The sequence below is a fragment of the Micromonospora sp. NPDC049679 genome (assembly GCF_040659735.1).
Taxonomy (GTDB): domain Bacteria; phylum Actinomycetota; class Actinomycetes; order Mycobacteriales; family Micromonosporaceae; genus Micromonospora_I.
Window position 1 is genome coordinate 15,895 of the sequence record NZ_JBFANZ010000044.1, and the last position, 16,296, is coordinate 32,190.

Below are 16,296 nucleotides of genomic sequence, written 5' to 3' on the forward strand. Positions count from 1 at the left end.
ATCGGATCGTGACCTGGCCCTGGTTCAGTGCCCGCATGGTGATCCAGGGCTCCCGCTCACGGGGCGGCCGCGCGCATCGGCGGTACAGCGTCGTGGTCTTCATCGTCCTGGCCTCGCTGGACAACGTCGCGATCGGTCTGGTTCCCCCGCTCTACGGCCGGATCAGCGGGTCGCTCGGCGTTGGGGAGGGCGCGGTCAGCGCCGTCACCGCCGCGACCTTCCTGGTCAGCGCCGTCGCCGCCGTCGGCTGGGCGTACGTGGGGGATCGCACCCACCGCAAGCCGCTGCTGATGATCGGCACCCTGCTCTGGGCGGCCGGCACCGCCGGCACCGGCATGGCCGGCAGCTACCGCACGTTCCTCGTGGCGCAACTCGTCGCGGCGATCGGCCTGGGCGCGGTCGCTTCGGTGGGCTTCTCCGTGGTCAGCGACCTCGTCTCGCCGCGGCGGCGCGGGCTCGTGATGAGCTTCTGGGGGCTGTCGCAGGGCGTCGGCACGCTCGCCGGCACGCTCCTCGGCGGGTTGCTCGGCTACGACGACTGGCGCCGACCGTTCCTGGTGCTCACCACCGTCGGGCTGCTCGCGACCGCCGCCTACCTGTTCACGTACGACATCCGGCGGGGGGAGAGCGAGCCGCAGTTGGCGGCGGCGCTCGCGGCCGGTGGCGAGTACGACTACCGGATCAGCCGCCGCGAGCTGCCACGGATCGCCGGTCGGCGCACCAATGTCTGGCTCGTGATGCAGGGGCTCACCGCCCAGGTGGCGTTCGGTTCGCTGGTCTGGCTGCCGGCGCTGTTCCGGGCACGCGCGGAGGATCAGGGCCTCTCCGAGGGGACCGCGGTCATCGTGGGAAGCGTCTTCGCCACGCTCTTCCAACTCGGTGGAGTGTTCGCCATCGTCGGCGGTCTGGTCGGCGACCGGTTGCAACGTCGTACCCCACGGGGGCGGGCCCTGGTCGCGGCGGTCGGCATCCTCGCGGCCGTTCCGTTCTACCTGGCCCTGTTCTTCGTCCCGATGCGGATCGACGCGCCGGACGGGGCGTCGGCGGGGGCGGTCGTCCGGGCGGTGCTCGGCAGCGTGGTGACCGAGCCGACGGTCGGGTTCAGCTTTCTGACCGCGTTGCTCGCGCTCGCGCTGACCTCGGCGAATTCGCCGAACTGGTTCGCGCTGATCGTCGACGTCAACCCGCCGGAGCACCGGGGCACGGTCTACAGCGTCGGTAACCTCGTCAACGGGGTCGGCCGGGCCACGGGAAACGCGCTGTTCCCGGTGGCGCTCCGGGCGTTGCACGCGTCGTTCCCGCCGCCGTTGAACTTCGCGGTGGGGCTCGCGGCGTTCCAGCTGTTCTTCGTGCCCACCGGCATCATGTACTGGTTGGCGTCGCGTACCGCGCCCCGCGACATCGCGCGGGTCGGGCGGATGCTGGGGGACCGGGCGACCGTCGTGGCTGACCGTGCAGCGGAGGGTGGACCGGAGCGCTGAGCCGCAGAGTGGACGCGATGGACCGTCGGTGGTATCGGCATCGTGACGTGAACGTCGAGCAATGACGTCAGACGCGGGCCCAGACCGTCACGTCGGTCGGGACGCGGCCGTCGGGGTCGAGCGCGGCGCTGGCGTGGATCGGCTCGGCGCCCTCCGGGAGGGCGGCCGGCTCGGCGCCGAAGTTCGTCACCACCAGCAGCTCGCCGTTGCGGAAGGCGAGCACGTCTTCCGGGCCGTCGACCCACGAGAGCCGCCCGGTGCCGAGGGCGAGGTCGCGGCGGAGCCGAAGGGCGGTGCGGTAGAGCTCGTACGTCGACCCGGGAACGTCGCGCTGACGGTCCAGCGCGTACTCGGCCCACACCGCCGGCTGCGGCAGCCAGCTGCTGTCCGTCGGCCCGAAGCCGTACGACGGCGCGTCGGCCTCCCATGGGATCGGCACCCGGCAGCCGTCCCGGCCCCGCTCGGTTTGTCCGCTGCGCACCCAGGTCGGGTCCTGGCGGGCGTCGTCGGCCATCGTGGTGTGCTCGGGCAGGCCGAGCTCCTCGCCCTGGTAGAGGTAGGCGGAGCCGGGCAGGGCGAGCATCATCAAGGTCGCCGCGCGGGCGCGGCGCAGTCCCAGCGCGGCGTCGGGTTGGGGGTCGTCCGCGCCGATGCCGCGGGGGCGGATCGTTCCGACCGGAAGACCGAGCCGTGAGGCGTGCCGGAGCACGTCGTGGTTGGAGAGGACCCAGGTCGTCGGTGCGCCGACCGCGTCTGTGGCGGCGAGGGAGCGGTCGATGACGGCGTACTGCGCGGGGGCGGTCCAGGCGGCTTCCAGGTATTCGAAGTTGAAGGCCTGGTGCATCTCGTCGGGGCGGACGTATGCGGCGAGCCGTTCGGCCGGTTGCACCCACGCCTCCGCCACGAGGACCCGGTCACCGGGATATTTGTCCAGAATGGAGCGCCAGTCGCGGTAGATGTCGTGCACCCCGTCCTGGTCCCACATCGGCGGGCGCGGTCCCTCGACCGGCTCGCCGGAGACGGGCTCGTCGGGGTAGTGCCAGTCCGCGAGGTCGGCCTGCTTGACCAGCCCGTGCGCCACATCGACCCGGAAGCCGTCGACGCCGCGGTCCAGCCAGAAGCGCAGGATGTCGCCGAACTCGGCGCGGATCTCCGGGTGGTCCCAGTTGAGGTCCGGTTGACCGGCGTCGAACAGGTGCAGGTACCACTGGCCGGGTGCGCCGTCCGCGTCGGTGACGCGGGTCCAGGCGGGGCCGCCGAAGACGCTCTGCCAGCTGTTCGGCGGCTTGTCGCCGCCGGCGCCGCGGCCGTCCCGGAAGATGTAGCGCTGCCGCGCGGCGCTCCCCGGCGTCGAGGCGAGCGCCTCGACGAACCACGGATGCGCCGACGAGGTGTGGTTGGGCACCAGGTCCACGATCACGCGCAGGCCGCGCGAATGCGCCTGGGTCAGCAGTTTGTCGATGTCCTCCAGCCGTCCGAAGATCGGGTCGACGCCGCGGTAGTCCGCGACGTCGTAGCCCGCGTCGGCCTGGGGCGACGGGTAGAACGGCGAGAGCCAGACGGCGTCGGCGCCGAGCTCGACCAGATGGTCGAGACGGGCGGTGATGCCGGGCAGGTCACCGATGCCGTCGCCGTCGGAGTCGGCGAACGAGCGGGGGTAGATCTGGTAGATGACCGCGTGCCGCCACCACTCCCCGGTCTCGTGGGGGTCGGTGCCGGCAACGCGGGTCGTCTCGTGCGTGTTCAGTGCGCTCTCCCGTCAGTGGCGTGCCGCCCGTTCACTTTCCCGGGGCGGCCCGGTCGACTCGCGAACGACCAGACTTGTGGGCAGGATCACGGAGTCCGCCCCACCATCGTCGCGGTCCGCGTGCCCGAGCGGGCGGAGCAGGGTCAGCGCGGCGAGTCGGCCCTGTTCGGCCGCGGGTTGCGCGACGGTGCTGAGTCCGACCACACCGGCAAGGTCGTGGTCGTCGATGCCGATCACGCTGATGTCCTGCGGCACCCGGAGGCCGGCCTGCCGCAGGGCGCCCATCGCGCCCATCGCCATCTCGTCGGAGGCAGCGAAGACGGCGGTCGGCGGCGTCCCTCTGCGGAGCAGCTCGATCATCGCGCGCCCGCCGCCGCTGATCGTGAACTCCGCCTCGGCGTCGAGTCGCGGGTCGGGTGTCACGCCGGCGTCCCGCAGCGCCTCCAGGTAGCCGCGCCGCCGGTCGAGGTGGGTGGTGAAGGCGAGCTCGTCGGCGCCGTCGCCGCAGATGTGGGCGATCCGCCGGTGGCCGAGATCGAGCAGGTGCCGGGTGGCGGTCCGGGCGGCGGCGACGTCGTCGATGCGGATGCTCGGCCAGCCCGGTACGTGGGTGCCGGAGCTCACCGTGACGCCGGGCAGCGCGAGGTCGGTGACGGTCGCGAAGTCGGCCGCCTGCAGGGGAGTGGCGACCAGCATCACCGCGTCGACGCGTTTGTGGAGATTGGCGGTGTGCAGCAGCCGCTGCCGGGCGTGTTCCCGACCGCCGAGGTTGTACAGGAGCAGGTCGTAACCGGCCTGGTGGAGGGCGTCCTCGGCGGATTCGACGACGGTGCTGAAGAACCACCGGGTGATCCGGGGGACGACGACGGCGACGGCGCGGGTCTTCCCGCCCGCCAGCCGGGACGCGCTGGGGGACGCGGTGTAGCCGAGCTGCGCGGCCGCCTCCAGCACCCGTTTGCGGGTCGTCTCCGACACCGTCGGCAGGCCCCGCAGGGCCCGCGAGACGGTGGCGGTGGAGACGCCCGCGAGCTGGGCGACGTCATCGATCTTGGTCACGGAGTCACCTTGCACCGACCGGTGATCGGTCGTGCGGTCAGCCCTTGACGCTGCCGGAGAGCAGGCCGCGTACGAAGTAGCGCTGCAGCGACAGGAAGACGACCAGCGGTACGACCATCGACACGAACGCGCCGGAGGTGAGCCGCTGCCACTCGTTGCCACGGGTGCCGGCGAGCTCCGCCAGCCGTACCGTGAGTGGCTCTGTCGTGTTGCCGCCGGCGAAGATCAGCGCGACGAGCAGGTCGTTCCAGACCCAGAGGAACTGGAAGATGCCGAAGGTCGCGAGCGCCGGTGTGATCAGCGGCAGCACGATCGTGCGGAAGATCTTCGGGTGCGTGGCGCCGTCGACGCGCGCCGCCTCCATCAGGTCGCGGGGCAGCTGCGAGACGAAGTTGTGCAGCAGGAAGATCCCGAGCGGCAGCGCGAAGCAGGTGTGCGCGAACCAGACCTGGATGAAGCGCTGCTCGCCGGCGAGATCCCAGGCCGGCAGGAGCTGCACCCCGCCCAGCGACACTCCCTGGGAGAAGAAGCTCAACAGCGGCACGAGGGCCATCTGGAGCGGCACGATCTGCAGCGCGAAGATGCCGACGTAGATCCAGTCGCGGCCGCGGAAGTTGATCCAGGCCAGGGCGTACGCGGCGAGCGCGGCGAAGGCCAGCGGGAAGAGCACCGACGGCACGGTGATCACCAGGGAGTTGACGAAGTAGCTGGCGAGCTGCCCGGACGACGCGGTCCGGCCGAAGAGGACGTCCTGGTAGTTCGCCAGGGTCACCTGCGGGTCGGTGAAGAAGGTCCACCAACCGCTGGTCTTGATCTCGTTCTCGGGGCGGAAGGAGGAGACGAAGACGCCGAAGGTCGGGATCGTCCAGATGACCGCGATGATGATGGAGACCACCGTGGCGGTCCGCGTGTTGAGCTTCTTGCGGACCCGCGCGGCGGTGCCCCCCGTCGCGGCGGGAGCGGTCGCGGCGCCGGGGTGGATCGGGGTGGTGGTGGTCATGCTGTCAGGCCTCCCGCTGCTTCCGGAGGTTGCGGACCTGGTAGATCACGATCGGGATCACCAGGACGAAGAGGAACACGGCGAGCGCGGAACCCTGGCCGGTCTGGCCGTACCGGAACGCCTGGTTGTACATCTCGGTCGCGATGACGTTGGTGTCGTAGTTGCCGTTGGTCGCGGTCCGGACGATGTCGAAGAGCTTGAGCGTGGCGATCGAGATGGTGACCACGACCACGATCAGCGCCGGGCGGATGCTCGGCATGGTGATCCGCCAGAACATCTGCCACGAGTTGACGCCGTCGAGCCGGGCGGCCTCCACCACGTCCGCGGGGATCGCCTTGATGGCGGCCGAGAGCACCACCATCGCGAATCCGGCCTGGATCCAGACCATGATGATGATCAGGAAGAAGGTGTTGAGCGGGGCATTCTGCAGCCACTGCTGCGGCTCGCCGCCGGCCATCACGACGAGCTGGTTGAGCAGACCGATCTGCTCCTGCTCGGCGGAGCGGTAGGCGTAGACGAACTTCCAGATGACGCCGGCGCCGACGAAGGAGATCGCCGTCGGCATGAAGACGAGGGCCTTGGCGAGCGCCTCGAGCCGGGCCCGGTCCACCAGGACGGCGTAGATCAGGCCGATCGCGGTGGCGAGCAACGGCACCGCGAGAACCCAGAACAGGGTGTTGGTCAGCACGCGGAGGATCTCGTCCTGGGAGAACAGCCAGGCGTAGTTGTCGAGCCCGACCCAGTTTTCCCGACGACCGTCCATGAACGAGAGCAGCACGGTGCGGATCGCGGGCACCACCAGCCCGATGAGGAGCAGCAGCACCGCCGGGAGCAGGAAGAAGAGTCCGAAGAGCCCTTCGCGTCGCTTCGGCTGGCCGATCCGCGGCGCCGGTCCGTCGACGCCGGCCGCGGCCGTGGCCGCGATCAGTCGCCGCTCGTGCCGCCGGGCGAACCAGGTCGGCACGACGTCGAGCAGCACCAGCAGCCCGCCGACGACCACGACGAAGGCCAGTAGGCCGTACCCCAACATCTCGAACTTGTCGCCCTCGGCCGCAAGATCGAAGTTCATCCGCCCTCCCGCGGGATGCCGAACACTGCCGGTCGGTGGTCCGGCCCGGATCACCCGGGCCGGACCACCGCTCGTCTTACTTGGGCCAGGAGTTCTCGATGAACGTGAGCGTCCCGGCGGTGTCCTTACCGTTGAGCCAGTCGACCATGCCCTTCCAGAAGGTGCCCGCGCCGACCGCGGCCGGCATCAGGTCCGAGCCGTCGAACCGGAAGGTGGCCTTCTGGTCCTGCAGGATCTCCACGGAGAGCTTGTCGATCGGGTTCTGCACATTGGTGATGTCCAGACCCTTGTTGGCCGACACCCAGTTGCCGAGCTTGGCGCGGCTGTTGGCGTGCTCCGGCGAGGCGAGGTAGGTCTGCACCGCCTGCACCTCGGGCCGGTCGGCGAACGCGACGGTGAACTCGCCACCGCCGAGCACCGGCCTGCCCTTGGCCGGGTCGATCGTCGGGAGGTAGAAGGCGAAGACGTCCCCGTCCTCCTCGGCGACCTTGGTGCCCTGCGGCCACTGGTTGGCGTAGAACGACGCCTGGCGGTGCAGCGCGCACTTGCCCTGGACGATCGGCGTGCCGGCCTCCTGGAACGAGGTGGACGCGATGGTCTTGACGTCGCCGAAGCCCCCGTTGACGTACTTGGGGTCCTTCAAGATCTTGCCGGCCTGGTCGACCGCCGCCACGACCCGCGGGTCGTTGAACGGGATGGCGTGGGTGGTCCACTGGTCGTAGACCTCAGGCGTCTGCGTGCGCAGCATGAGGTCTTCGATCCAGTCGGTGGCCGGCCAGCCGGTGGCGTCGCCGGACTCGATGCCGGCGCACCACGGCTTGGTGCCGGTGGCGGCGATCTGGTCGCTGAGGGTCATCAGCTCGGCCCAGGTCGTCGGGACCTTCCAGCCCTTGTCCTTGAACATCTTCGGCGAGTACCAGACGAAGGACTTGACGTTGGAGCCGAGCGGCGCGCCGTAGAACTTGCCGTTGACCGTGCTGTACTTCAGCCAGTCGCCGGGGTAGTTCTTCTCGGCCATCGCCTTGGTGTCGGCCGAGGCGGCCTTGAGCTTGCCGCTCTCGGCGAAGCGGGCCAGCAGGCCCGGCTGCGGGACGAACGCGATGTCCGGCGCGTTGCCGCCGTCGACGCGGACCTGCAGCTGCGCCTCGAACTCGCCGCTGCCCTCATAGTCGACCTTGATGCCGGTGCAGTTGCTGAACTGCTCCCAGGACTGCTGCAGCAGGTCGGCCTCCGCGTCGCGGATGGACGCGTAGATGGAGACCGTCTTGCCGTCGTTGCCCTGGTATTTCTCGTAGGCGGCACACTCCGCGGAATCTGAATTTTTGCTGCTGCTGTCGCTGCCTGCGCAGGCGGTGGCGCTGAGCGCCAAACCAACGACGCTGGCGAGCACGAGGGCTTGGCGTGGCCTGGGAAAGACCGCCATGCCGTCCTCCTTCCTTCCGGCACGCCCGAAGCCCTGTGGCTCGCGCGCCGGTCCCGTCAATGTGGGCGTCCCCACATGTAAGCGCTTGCAACGATCGCCGTCCAGAGCTACGTGGGCACGAGCCCGTAACGATTCGGAAACCGAAGCGGAGCGGAAGGTGGGCGGTTGGCGACGAATAGTGCGCATCGATCACGCCTGATCCGTCGGATCGAAGATTTCCGACGGACCTGCCGGCGAAGAATGGAATCTTTCACCGGTGTCCGCGGCCACCACCGGTCGTCCGCGGATATGTCCGGTCATCGCCGGAACGGTGATCGGCGGACCGGTGGGCGGCGGGCGCGACAAAGGCGGGACACACACGAGCGCCGGGGCCGTCGCGGCCGGGCCCACCAGTCGGGGAGGACGAGGGCCCGGATGCGACGACCCCGGCGGGTCCGGGATCGGAGAAGGATGGATTCGAGAAGGGATAACGGATCGGGAGGATGGAGCAAGCCGGGGGACTAACTGAAGATACTGACCCCGCCAGGACCAACCAGCAGACCGACCACGATGAGGACGACGCCCCACAGGATCTGTCGGCGGAAGAGCGCCATGACGCCGGCCACGACCAGTACGACTGCCAGAATCCAAAGAAGAAGACTCAACATGACTATTGATATACCCTGCTTTCCCCTCGGGAAACCTTCGACGACGACTGACCGGATTCGCCGTGCCCGAGCTCGAAGACGCTGTACGCCTGCTTGATGACCGGGTGTGCCACGTTGCGCACCCGCACCCCGCCCGGAGTGGTCCCGCGCTCGGTGCCGGCGTGGGCGTGCCCGTGGATCGCGAGCGCCGTCGGCGCCGAGTCGATCGCCTGACCGAGCAAATAGGACCCCAGGAACGGATAGATCTCCAGCGGTTCGCCGGCGAGCGTGTCCGGCACCGGCGCATAGTGTGTCAACGCCACCCGTACGTCGCACTCCACCTCGCGCAGCGCCCGGCCGAGCTGCTCGGCGACCACGCCCGTCGTCCGCACGAAGGCCTTCATCTCCGGCTCGCCGAACTCACTCGCACACCGGCCGGCGAACCCGCCGCCGAAGCCCTTCACGCCGGCCACTCCGAGCCGTACGCCGGAAACGTCGATCACCGTGCTGTTCCCCTCCAGCACCGTGATGCCGGCGTCCTCGAGCACCGTGACCACCTGCGGAACCTGGTCGCAGTGGTGGTCGTGGTTGCCGAGCACCGTCACCACGGGCACCCCCAGCCCGCCGAACTCGGCGGCCACGCAGCGCGCCTCCGCCTCCGTGCCGTGCCGGGTCAGGTCGCCGGCGAGCAGCAGCACGTCGGCCCGATCGGGGAGATGCTCGAGCGCCGGGCGGTAGCGCCCCATCACGTCGTCGTCCATGTGCACGTCGCCGACGGCGGCAATGCGGATCACGGCAGCTCCTCCACCTCGGACGGTTCCGGTGCGCGGGTCACTCCGAGGTCCGCGCTGAGCGTGACATCGGGGAAGTGCTCGGTGACCAGACGCAGGATCTCGTCCCGACGCTGCGGACTGGCGACCTCACCGCAGAGCAGGAGGGTGTGCTCCCGACGCACCACGGTGATGCCCTGCTCCGCGACGTCGGCGTTCTCCGTCAGCAGACGCTGCACCGCCGCCTCGACGTACTCGTCGAGCGGCTTGCCCGCCCCCGTTCTCTCGGTCATGCCGCGATCTCCTTGTTCTCCGCCGGCACGACGTCGAGCCGGTCCAACAGGACCAGGAACGCCTCGGCGTACGGCGAGTGTGCGGTCTCCTTGCGCACCCGGTCCCAGTCGATCTGCTCCCGCAGGGAGCGCGCGAGCGGAAGGCCGCGCGCGAAATCGCAGTAGTGCTGCGAAAAGCTCAGCAACTTGTGCACCATCAGCTGGGTCGCCGACAGGACCGGCATCTGGATGGCGTCGACCGAGCGCATGACGGTGTCGTTGAAGGTCTCGTCATTGACGGGCATTTCCACCGGGCGGTGGATCAGGTCCACCATCCGCCCCTCGTCGTAGACCTTGACCAGCCAGTCCTCGGGCGGTCGTTCGGCGGTGAAGCCCTCGTCGACGAGGGCGGACAACGCCCGCTCGACGTCCTCTTGACGGATCAGGAAGTCGACGTCGTGGTCGCTGGAGTGCCCGCCGTGGGCGTACACCGCGAAGCTGCCACCCAGGACGAACGGCACCTCCGACTGCTTCAGGACGGCGGCGACGCTTTTGAGGGTGTGCAACAGGCCCTCGTCCCCGCGGTGAGCCATGGTGGTCTCCCGTGGTCGGTGTCGGTAGAGAACTACCGGTACCCGGGGTTCTGCCCGTTCACACCTTGCCGCCTGCTCTGCGGCGATGGGGCGTTGTGGCCCCGGTCGCTTCGTCGGTCCCGTGACCGCACGATTCCCGCTCTCTGGGTGGTTTCGCGAAGGCCCGTCTTCTGCGCCGGCGTTCTTGCCGCGAGGCCGTAGCCTTGCCGGGATGGTCGGATCTCGTAACAGCGGCAGGACGGCATGGTGATTCGGCGGCTGCGCTCGGTGGCGCTCGTCGGAGTCGACGGTTCGGGCAAGACCACGCAGGCGCACCGGTTGGCGGCGGCGCTCACCGAAAGCGGCGTGCCGGCGAGCTATCGGCAGAACGCGGGCGGGCGGCGCTGGTTGGGACGGCTGGCGCAGCGGCTGGGCCGCGTGGACGGTGAGGGGCTCCTCGGTCGGCCCGGGCTGCTCCTGGCCGAATCGATGCTGCGCTGGCTCGCGATCGCCCGCACACTGCTCCGCTCGGCCCTGGGCCGGCGGGTGGCGGTGATGGACCGCTACGCGGTCTGCCAGTACGCCAGGATCCGTTCGCACGGGGCGCCGCACTGGGAGCCGATGGCCAGGATCGCCTACTCGGTCTTTCCGCCTCCCGACGTGACGTTTCTGCTCGCGGTGGATCCGGCCGAGGCGCAGCGGCGGATCGAGGCGCGTGGCATTGACTCGGAGACGCTCGAATTCCTGACGGCGTCCGCCAATGCCTACCGTTCGATGCCCGAGTCGGCGACCTTCGTGGTGGTCGACGCCAACGGAACGCCGGACGAAGTGAGCCGGGCGATCCACGACGAACTGCGCGGCTGGCTGCCCGAGGCGCCGGAGCCCGAGCCGGTGCCGGGCGGTGCTCAGCCGCGTCCGTAGACGGGCACCACGGCGCCGCTGGTCGGCGCCGACTCGTCGCTGGCCAGAAAGCGGATCACCGGCGCGATCTCGCCCGGCGTGACCCAGCGGCTGCGGTCGGCGTCGGGCTGCGCTTCGCGGTTGCCGGGGGTGTCGATCACGCCCGGCACGACCGTGTTGCAGCGGATCCCGCAGGCGCGGTACTCGACGGCCACCGCGGCGGCGAACGCCAGCACGGCGGCCTTGGCCGTCACATAGCCCGCCGCGCCGACGAAGGGGGCGAGCGCCGCCCGCGACGACACGCAGACCACCGCTCCGCCGCCGGCCGCGACGAGGTGCGGCAGGGCACTGTGCGTCACCAGGTACGTGGGGCGCAGATTGAGCGTGAGCATCCGGTCGAACTCCGCCACCGGCGTCTCGTGCACGCGCCCGCCTGCGCCGTACCCGCCCACCAGGTTCACCACGGCCCGCAGCGGCGCCGCGGCCTCGCCGGCAGCGACCGCGACCGCGCGTTCCACCGCGTCGGGGTCGGTGAGGTCGGCGGTGACCCGCACGACCGCGCGCCCCGCCGGGTCCGCTCCGGTCGGCCCCGACCGCACGGGTACGACCACCCGCCAGCCCGCCTCGACGAACGCGGTGACGACGGGGCCGCCCAACCCGCCCGTGCCTCCGGTCACCAGGACGCTCCGCTCAGCCATGGCGCCACCGTACCGGTACGCCACGGGCGTAATCGTTGAGCTGAGGGTGAACCCGGCTGGGCCTCGGGCCGGGTTCACCGCAGGATCGGTGTATGCGCATTCTCGTTCTCGGCGGCACCGTCTTCCTCGGCCGGGCGGTGGCGCGGCACGCCCGCGACGCCGGTCACGACGTCACCTGCGCCGCGCGCGGCGTCGGCGGTGATCCGGTGCCGGGCGTCCGGTTCGTGATGGTGGACCGCGACAGCCCGACCGGCCTGTCCAGCCTGGACGGTGAGACGTTCGACGCGGTGGTGGACGTGACCCGCCGTCCGAGCCATGCCCGGCACGCGGTGGCCGCGCTCGGCGACCGCGTCGGGCACTGGTCGTACGTTTCCAGCTGTTCGGTCTACGCCGACGAGAGCACGCCGGGACAGCGGGCGGCGACGGCGCCTGTCGTGGCGGCCGCGCCGCCCGGGATCGACGACCCCAGTGGGGACGCGCAGGAGTGGTACGGGCCCTGCAAGGTCGCCTGTGAGGAGACAGTCCGGGAAGGGATGGGCGACGGCCGGTCGTTCATCTGCCGGGCGGGGCTGATCGTGGGGCCCGAGGACCCGACCGGCCGGTTCACGTACTGGGTCCGGCGGCTGGCGCGGGGCGGGGAGGTGCTGGCCCCCGGGGCTCCCGACGAGGCGGTGCAGTTCGTCGACGTGGGGGACCTGGCCGCGTGGCTGGTGCGCGCGGGTGAAACCGGACTGTCGGGCACGTACGACGGCATCGGCGCCCCGATGCCGCGGGCCCGTTTCCTGGCCGAGGTCGCTGCCGGGGTCGGCCGCCCGGATCCCACGCTGACGTGGGTCGAGCAGGAGTTCCTTCTGCAGCGGGACGTGCGGCCGTGGTCGGGGAAGCGGGCGCTGCCGCTCTGGCTTCCGCTGCCCGCGTACGCCGGGTTCATGGCCCGCGACGTCAGCCCCGCGCTCGCGGCTGGGTTGGCGACCCGGCCCCTCGCCGACACGGCGCGCGCCACCCGGGAGTGGCTCACGGCCGATCCGGAGGCCGTGCCCACTACCGGTCTGTCCCCCGCGGACGAGCCGAACGTGCTGCGGGAATGGCACGGTCGGCTGGGCTGAACGGGGTCGGCGGGTGGCCGAGCGGGCGTACTTTCGCAGGGACCCGGCGTCGCGGTTGACTCCCCGGCCTGTGTGAAAGTAAGTTTCATTTGTGGCGAAAACTGCGAAGGTTTCTGCGACTCACAAGACCAGCGGGCTGATCGTGCACATCAGCGGGCTGCTTCCGTCGCTGTCGCCGGCCGAGCAGCGCGTCGCCCGACTGGTTGTCGCCAATCCGGCCGACGCGGCCCGGCGCACCATCACCGACCTCGCCACGGCCGCGGAGACCTCCGAGGCGACCGTGATCCGGTTCTGCCGGTCGGTCGGCATGGAAGGTTACCCCCAGCTGCGCATCCGCCTCGCCGCCGAGGCGGCGCGGCGGGTGGAGCCGCCGGACGCGCGGGTCGTCGGCGGGGACATCCCGCCCGGCGCCGATCTCGCCCAGATCATCGCGACGATCGCGTTCAGCGACGCCCGTGCGGTCGAGGAGACGGCCGAGCAGCTCGACCCGGCGATCTGTGAGCGCGTCGTCGAGGCGATCAACGCGGCCGCTCGCGTCGACATCTACGGCGCAGGCGCCAGCGGTTTCGTCGCCTCCGACTTCCAGCAGAAGCTGCACCGCATCGGACGCACCGCCTTCTACTGGCCGGATGTGCACACCGCGCTGACCTCCGCCGCTCTGCTCGGCAAGGGGGACGTCGCGGTCGGCATCTCGCACACCGGCACCACCTCCGATGCGATCGAGGTGTTGGAGCAGGCACGCGCCCGGGGCGCGAGCACCGTCGCGCTGACCAACTTCCCGCGCTCACCGATCACCGAGGTCGCCGACTTCGTGCTCACCACCGCGGCGCGCGAGACGACCTACCGGTCGGGCGCGATGGCCAGCCGCCTCGCCCAGCTCACGGTCGTCGACTGCCTCTTCGTCGGTGTGGCCGCGCGGAACCGGGCCAAGGCCAGACGCGCGTTGGAGGTCACCGCCGACGCGGTGCAGCAGCACCGGGCCGGCGGCGGCCGGAGGCGGGCATGACGGCGGAACGGGTCGAGCCCGGCGCCGCAGCGGACACCTCCGATCCCGACGTCGACCCCGGCTCGTCCTACCGTCAGAGCGGGATCGACGGCCGGGTGATGGTGCGGGTCGCGGCCCCGACGGAGCAGCGCAACCCGCAGAGCGCCGACCTCGACCTGATGTCCACGCGCGACGTGCTGCGGGTCATCAACGAAGCCGACCGCAGCGTGCCGGTCGCGGTCGCGGCCGTGCTCGACGAGATCGTCGCCGCGGTGGACCTGGCGGTGACCGCGCTCCGCGCCGACGGACGCGTGCACTACTTCGGTGCCGGCACCTCGGGCCGCCTCGGTGTGCTGGACGCCGCGGAGCTCCCCCCGACCTTCAACTCGCCGCCCGGCTGGTTCTGCGCACACCTCGCCGGAGGCCCGGAGGCGATGTGGCGGGCGGTCGAAGACGCCGAGGACAACGCGCCGGACGGCGTCGGCGAGGTGCAAAGCTGCGTACGCCCCGGTGACCTGGTGATCGGCCTGGCCGCGAGCGGCCGTACCCCGTTCGTGCTCGGCGCCCTGCGCGCGGCCCGTGCGCTGGGCGCCGGCACCGTGCTGCTCTGCGCGAACCCCGTGGCGGCCGCGGCGGCCGAGGTCGACGTGTTCATCGGCGTCGACAGCGGCCCGGAGGTGGTCACCGGCTCCACCCGGATGAAGGCGGCGACGGCTCAGAAACTGGTGCTCAACGCCTTCTCCACCGCGGTCATGGTGCGGCTCGGGCGGGTCTATTCCAACCTCATGATCGACGTGGTGGCCACCAACGCGAAGTTGCGGGGCCGGATGATCTCGATCCTGATGGAGGCCACCGGTGCCGCCGACGAGGTCTGCGAGGCCGCGCTCGTGGCAGCGGACGGCGACCTGAAGACGGCGCTGGTGTCGCTGGTGTCGGGCGCCAAGGTCGCCGACGCCCGGGCCGCGCTGGCCCGCTCCGCCCAGCAGGTGCGCGACGCGCTGGCGCTGCTCGCCTCCTGACCCGCCCTGACCTCATCTCAGCCCGCCCGGGGCCGTGCCGGGCATCTTGTCGGGCCGCCGATTGTTCCCCCCCTCGACGGGGTAGACCGTGACCGAGCGGTGAACCATTCCGGCCGGCGGACCGTACGTCTGAGTAGTGATGAGGATCGCAGGGGAGCAGTGACCGGGGTCGCTGCGCCGGCACCGGTGGCGATGTTGTGATTATTCGGACAAAGCGCACGCTACCCAGACCAAGCCGGAGCGCGGTGCACCCCGAATCCCCTGCTGAGGGTGATTTGCAGCTAACGCCAACCGTGCTCTCAGCAACTACTCAGGCATTCGTGACAGTTTCGACTGACGATACGGAATCCCCGAAGCGTCATAGCTGTTGTGTAGATGTCAGCTCCGCAGGGGACATGGTTTCGGCCGCACCAGGGGCTGGGACCGCCGCAGCGGACGCAACGGGGGAGGGCTGATGAACGTGGGCAGCGCAGGTAAGCGGGTACGTCGGGTAAACGAGGGGACCGTGGGCAACGTGGAGAAGAACGTGGTGATGCGGACCGGCGAGGTTGCCGAGGAGCGCGACCTGGTCGGCGTCTACCTGCATGAGATCTCCCGGACGCCGCTGCTCGACGCGGCCGCCGAGGTTGACCTCTCCAAGACGATCGAGGCGGGCCTCTACGCCCAGCACCTCCTCGACGACGGCACGCTCCCCAAGGGCGTCGGTCGGGAAGAGCTGGAGCGCCTGGTGGTGGAGGGCGAGCGGGCCAAGGACCTGTTCATCCGCGCCAACCTGCGCCTGGTCGTCTCGATCGCCCGCCGGTACGTGCGGTCCGGCATGCCGATGCTCGACCTCATCCAGGAAGGCAACACCGGCCTGGTGCGCGCCGTGGAGAAGTTCGACTACGAGCGCGGATACAAGTTCTCGACCTACGCGACGTGGTGGATCCGTCAGGCGATCAGCCGCGCCATCGCACAGCAGGAGCGGACCGTGCGGCTTCCCGTGCACCTGGTTGAAGATGTCAACCGGATGCGCAACGTGGCCCGTCAGCTCACCCGTGAGCTCGGCGCGGACCCCGAGCCGGAGCAGATCGCGGCTTCGCTGGGCGTGCCGGTCGAGCGGGTCCACGAGCTGGTGCGCTGGTCGCAGGACACGGTGTCCCTGGACACCCCGATCGGCGATGACGGCGACACCAAGCTCGGTGACCTGGTCGCCGACAGCGACGCGCCGTCGCCGGAGGAGATCGTGCTGACCGCTCTCGAGCGGCAGCGCATCGAGGGCCTGCTCAACCACCTCGACGACCGCTCCGCGGGCATCATGCGTGCCCGCTACGGTCTCGAGGACGGCCGTGAGCACTCGCTGACCGAGGTCGCGTCGCGCTTCTCGCTCTCGCGGGAGCGGATCCGGCAACTGGAGATCCAGGCGCTCGGCCGGCTGCGCGAGCTCGCTCGCGCGGAGGGTCTGCAGGCCGCGTAACCACCGCGTCAGCGGTACGACGACCTGAAAACGGCGAACGGCCGGCGTCCCATGGGACGCCGGCCCGTCGCCGGTTGTGTGTGGGCCGACCGCGCCCCCACCGCCCCCCCCGCGGG

Annotated in this window: 16 protein-coding genes; 6 read left to right on the plus strand and 10 right to left on the minus strand. The window is 70.6% G+C overall.

What is annotated here, in order from left to right:
- Positions 1-35 precede the first annotated feature (35 nt).
- A complete protein-coding gene (locus tag AB0J06_RS22830) occupies positions 36-1,481 on the plus strand; it encodes an MFS transporter (RefSeq protein ID WP_357431132.1) in 1,446 nt (481 codons plus the stop codon).
- A gap of 67 nt (positions 1,482-1,548) precedes the next feature.
- Here AB0J06_RS22830 and AB0J06_RS22835 read toward each other — a convergent pair whose 3' ends face one another.
- The 9 genes from AB0J06_RS22835 to AB0J06_RS22875 all read right to left on the minus strand — a co-directional run bounded on the left by AB0J06_RS22835 (position 1,549) and on the right by AB0J06_RS22875 (position 10,352).
- Entirely contained in the window at positions 1,549-3,153 is a 1,605-nt protein-coding gene (locus AB0J06_RS22835; RefSeq protein ID WP_357431134.1) for a glycoside hydrolase family 13 protein, read from the minus strand.
- A gap of 87 nt (positions 3,154-3,240) precedes the next feature.
- Positions 3,241-4,284: a LacI family DNA-binding transcriptional regulator gene (locus AB0J06_RS22840; RefSeq protein WP_357431106.1), complete on the minus strand. Its 1,044-nt coding sequence runs from the start codon at positions 4,282-4,284 to the stop codon at positions 3,241-3,243.
- Positions 4,285-4,321: 37 nt separating this feature from the next.
- Positions 4,322-5,284, minus strand: coding sequence for a carbohydrate ABC transporter permease (locus tag AB0J06_RS22845; protein ID WP_357431108.1), 963 nt, complete (start codon positions 5,282-5,284; stop codon positions 4,322-4,324).
- Between the two features lie 4 nt (positions 5,285-5,288).
- Positions 5,289-6,353, minus strand: coding sequence for a sugar ABC transporter permease (locus tag AB0J06_RS22850; RefSeq protein ID WP_357431110.1), 1,065 nt, complete (start codon positions 6,351-6,353; stop codon positions 5,289-5,291).
- A 76-nt stretch (positions 6,354-6,429) separates the two neighbouring features.
- Complete coding sequence (locus tag AB0J06_RS22855) at positions 6,430-7,776, minus strand: ABC transporter substrate-binding protein (RefSeq protein ID WP_357431112.1); 1,347 nt, start codon at positions 7,774-7,776, stop codon at positions 6,430-6,432.
- 500 nt (positions 7,777-8,276) lie between these two features.
- Positions 8,277-8,420 (minus strand): GPGG-motif small membrane protein, encoded by a 144-nt coding sequence (locus AB0J06_RS22860; protein WP_357431114.1) that lies wholly within the window; start codon positions 8,418-8,420, stop codon positions 8,277-8,279.
- A gap of 5 nt (positions 8,421-8,425) precedes the next feature.
- Positions 8,426-9,196 carry a metallophosphoesterase gene (locus AB0J06_RS22865; RefSeq protein ID WP_357431116.1) on the minus strand — a complete coding sequence of 257 codons (771 nt, stop codon included), beginning with the start codon at positions 9,194-9,196 and terminating at the stop codon, positions 8,426-8,428.
- Positions 9,193-9,465, minus strand: a complete 273-nt coding sequence (locus tag AB0J06_RS22870; protein ID WP_357431118.1) for a hypothetical protein — start codon at positions 9,463-9,465, stop codon at positions 9,193-9,195. Before AB0J06_RS22870 ends, AB0J06_RS22865 begins: the two co-directional genes overlap by 4 nt.
- Positions 9,462-10,352, minus strand: coding sequence for a nucleotidyltransferase (locus tag AB0J06_RS22875; protein WP_357431120.1), 891 nt, complete (start codon positions 10,350-10,352; stop codon positions 9,462-9,464). The genes AB0J06_RS22870 and AB0J06_RS22875 overlap by 4 nt, the downstream gene beginning before the upstream one ends.
- Between AB0J06_RS22875 and AB0J06_RS22880 the strand changes: the two genes are divergently transcribed.
- Positions 10,281-10,937 carry a thymidylate kinase gene (locus AB0J06_RS22880; RefSeq protein WP_357431122.1) on the plus strand — a complete coding sequence of 219 codons (657 nt, stop codon included), beginning with the start codon at positions 10,281-10,283 and terminating at the stop codon, positions 10,935-10,937. The two genes, AB0J06_RS22875 and AB0J06_RS22880, sit on opposite strands and share 72 nt — an antisense overlap.
- Here AB0J06_RS22880 and AB0J06_RS22885 read toward each other — a convergent pair.
- Positions 10,922-11,614, minus strand: coding sequence for an SDR family NAD(P)-dependent oxidoreductase (locus AB0J06_RS22885; protein WP_357431124.1), 693 nt, complete (start codon positions 11,612-11,614; stop codon positions 10,922-10,924). The genes AB0J06_RS22880 and AB0J06_RS22885 overlap by 16 nt on opposite strands.
- Positions 11,615-11,706: 92 nt before the next feature.
- On the opposite strand from AB0J06_RS22885, the gene AB0J06_RS22890 reads away from it, so the two are divergent.
- From AB0J06_RS22890 to AB0J06_RS22905, 4 genes are all read left to right on the plus strand, one after another.
- Positions 11,707-12,720: an NAD-dependent epimerase/dehydratase family protein gene (locus AB0J06_RS22890; protein ID WP_357431126.1), complete on the plus strand. Its 1,014-nt coding sequence runs from the start codon at positions 11,707-11,709 to the stop codon at positions 12,718-12,720.
- Between the two features lie 91 nt (positions 12,721-12,811).
- Complete coding sequence (locus tag AB0J06_RS22895; RefSeq protein WP_357431128.1) at positions 12,812-13,726, plus strand: MurR/RpiR family transcriptional regulator; 915 nt, start codon at positions 12,812-12,814, stop codon at positions 13,724-13,726.
- A 98-nt stretch (positions 13,727-13,824) separates the two neighbouring features.
- Positions 13,825-14,724: an N-acetylmuramic acid 6-phosphate etherase gene (gene murQ / locus AB0J06_RS22900; RefSeq protein ID WP_357431136.1), complete on the plus strand. Its 900-nt coding sequence runs from the start codon at positions 13,825-13,827 to the stop codon at positions 14,722-14,724.
- 454 nt (positions 14,725-15,178) lie between these two features.
- Positions 15,179-16,180 (plus strand): sigma-70 family RNA polymerase sigma factor, encoded by a 1,002-nt coding sequence (locus tag AB0J06_RS22905; protein ID WP_357431130.1) that lies wholly within the window; start codon positions 15,179-15,181, stop codon positions 16,178-16,180.
- The last annotated feature ends 116 nt before the right edge of the window (positions 16,181-16,296 follow it).

Bases quoted from the DNA above. Each gene is read 5' to 3' on its own strand.
- AB0J06_RS22830 (WP_357431132.1), top strand. From the start codon at position 36: ATGGTGATCCAGGGCTCCCGCTCACGGGGCGGCCGCGCGCATCGGCGG.
- AB0J06_RS22845 (WP_357431108.1), bottom strand. From the start codon at position 5,284: ATGACCACCACCACCCCGATCCACCCCGGCGCCGCGACCGCTCCCGCC.
- AB0J06_RS22850 (WP_357431110.1), bottom strand. From the start codon at position 6,353: ATGAACTTCGATCTTGCGGCCGAGGGCGACAAGTTCGAGATGTTGGGG.
- AB0J06_RS22855 (WP_357431112.1), bottom strand. From the start codon at position 7,776: ATGGCGGTCTTTCCCAGGCCACGCCAAGCCCTCGTGCTCGCCAGCGTC.
- AB0J06_RS22870 (WP_357431118.1), bottom strand. From the start codon at position 9,465: ATGACCGAGAGAACGGGGGCGGGCAAGCCGCTCGACGAGTACGTCGAG.
- AB0J06_RS22880 (WP_357431122.1), top strand. From the start codon at position 10,281: ATGGTGATTCGGCGGCTGCGCTCGGTGGCGCTCGTCGGAGTCGACGGT.
- AB0J06_RS22885 (WP_357431124.1), bottom strand. From the start codon at position 11,614: ATGGCTGAGCGGAGCGTCCTGGTGACCGGAGGCACGGGCGGGTTGGGC.
- AB0J06_RS22890 (WP_357431126.1), top strand. From the start codon at position 11,707: ATGCGCATTCTCGTTCTCGGCGGCACCGTCTTCCTCGGCCGGGCGGTG.
- murQ (WP_357431136.1), top strand. From the start codon at position 13,825: ATGGTGCGGGTCGCGGCCCCGACGGAGCAGCGCAACCCGCAGAGCGCC.
- AB0J06_RS22905 (WP_357431130.1), top strand. From the start codon at position 15,179: ATGAACGTGGGCAGCGCAGGTAAGCGGGTACGTCGGGTAAACGAGGGG.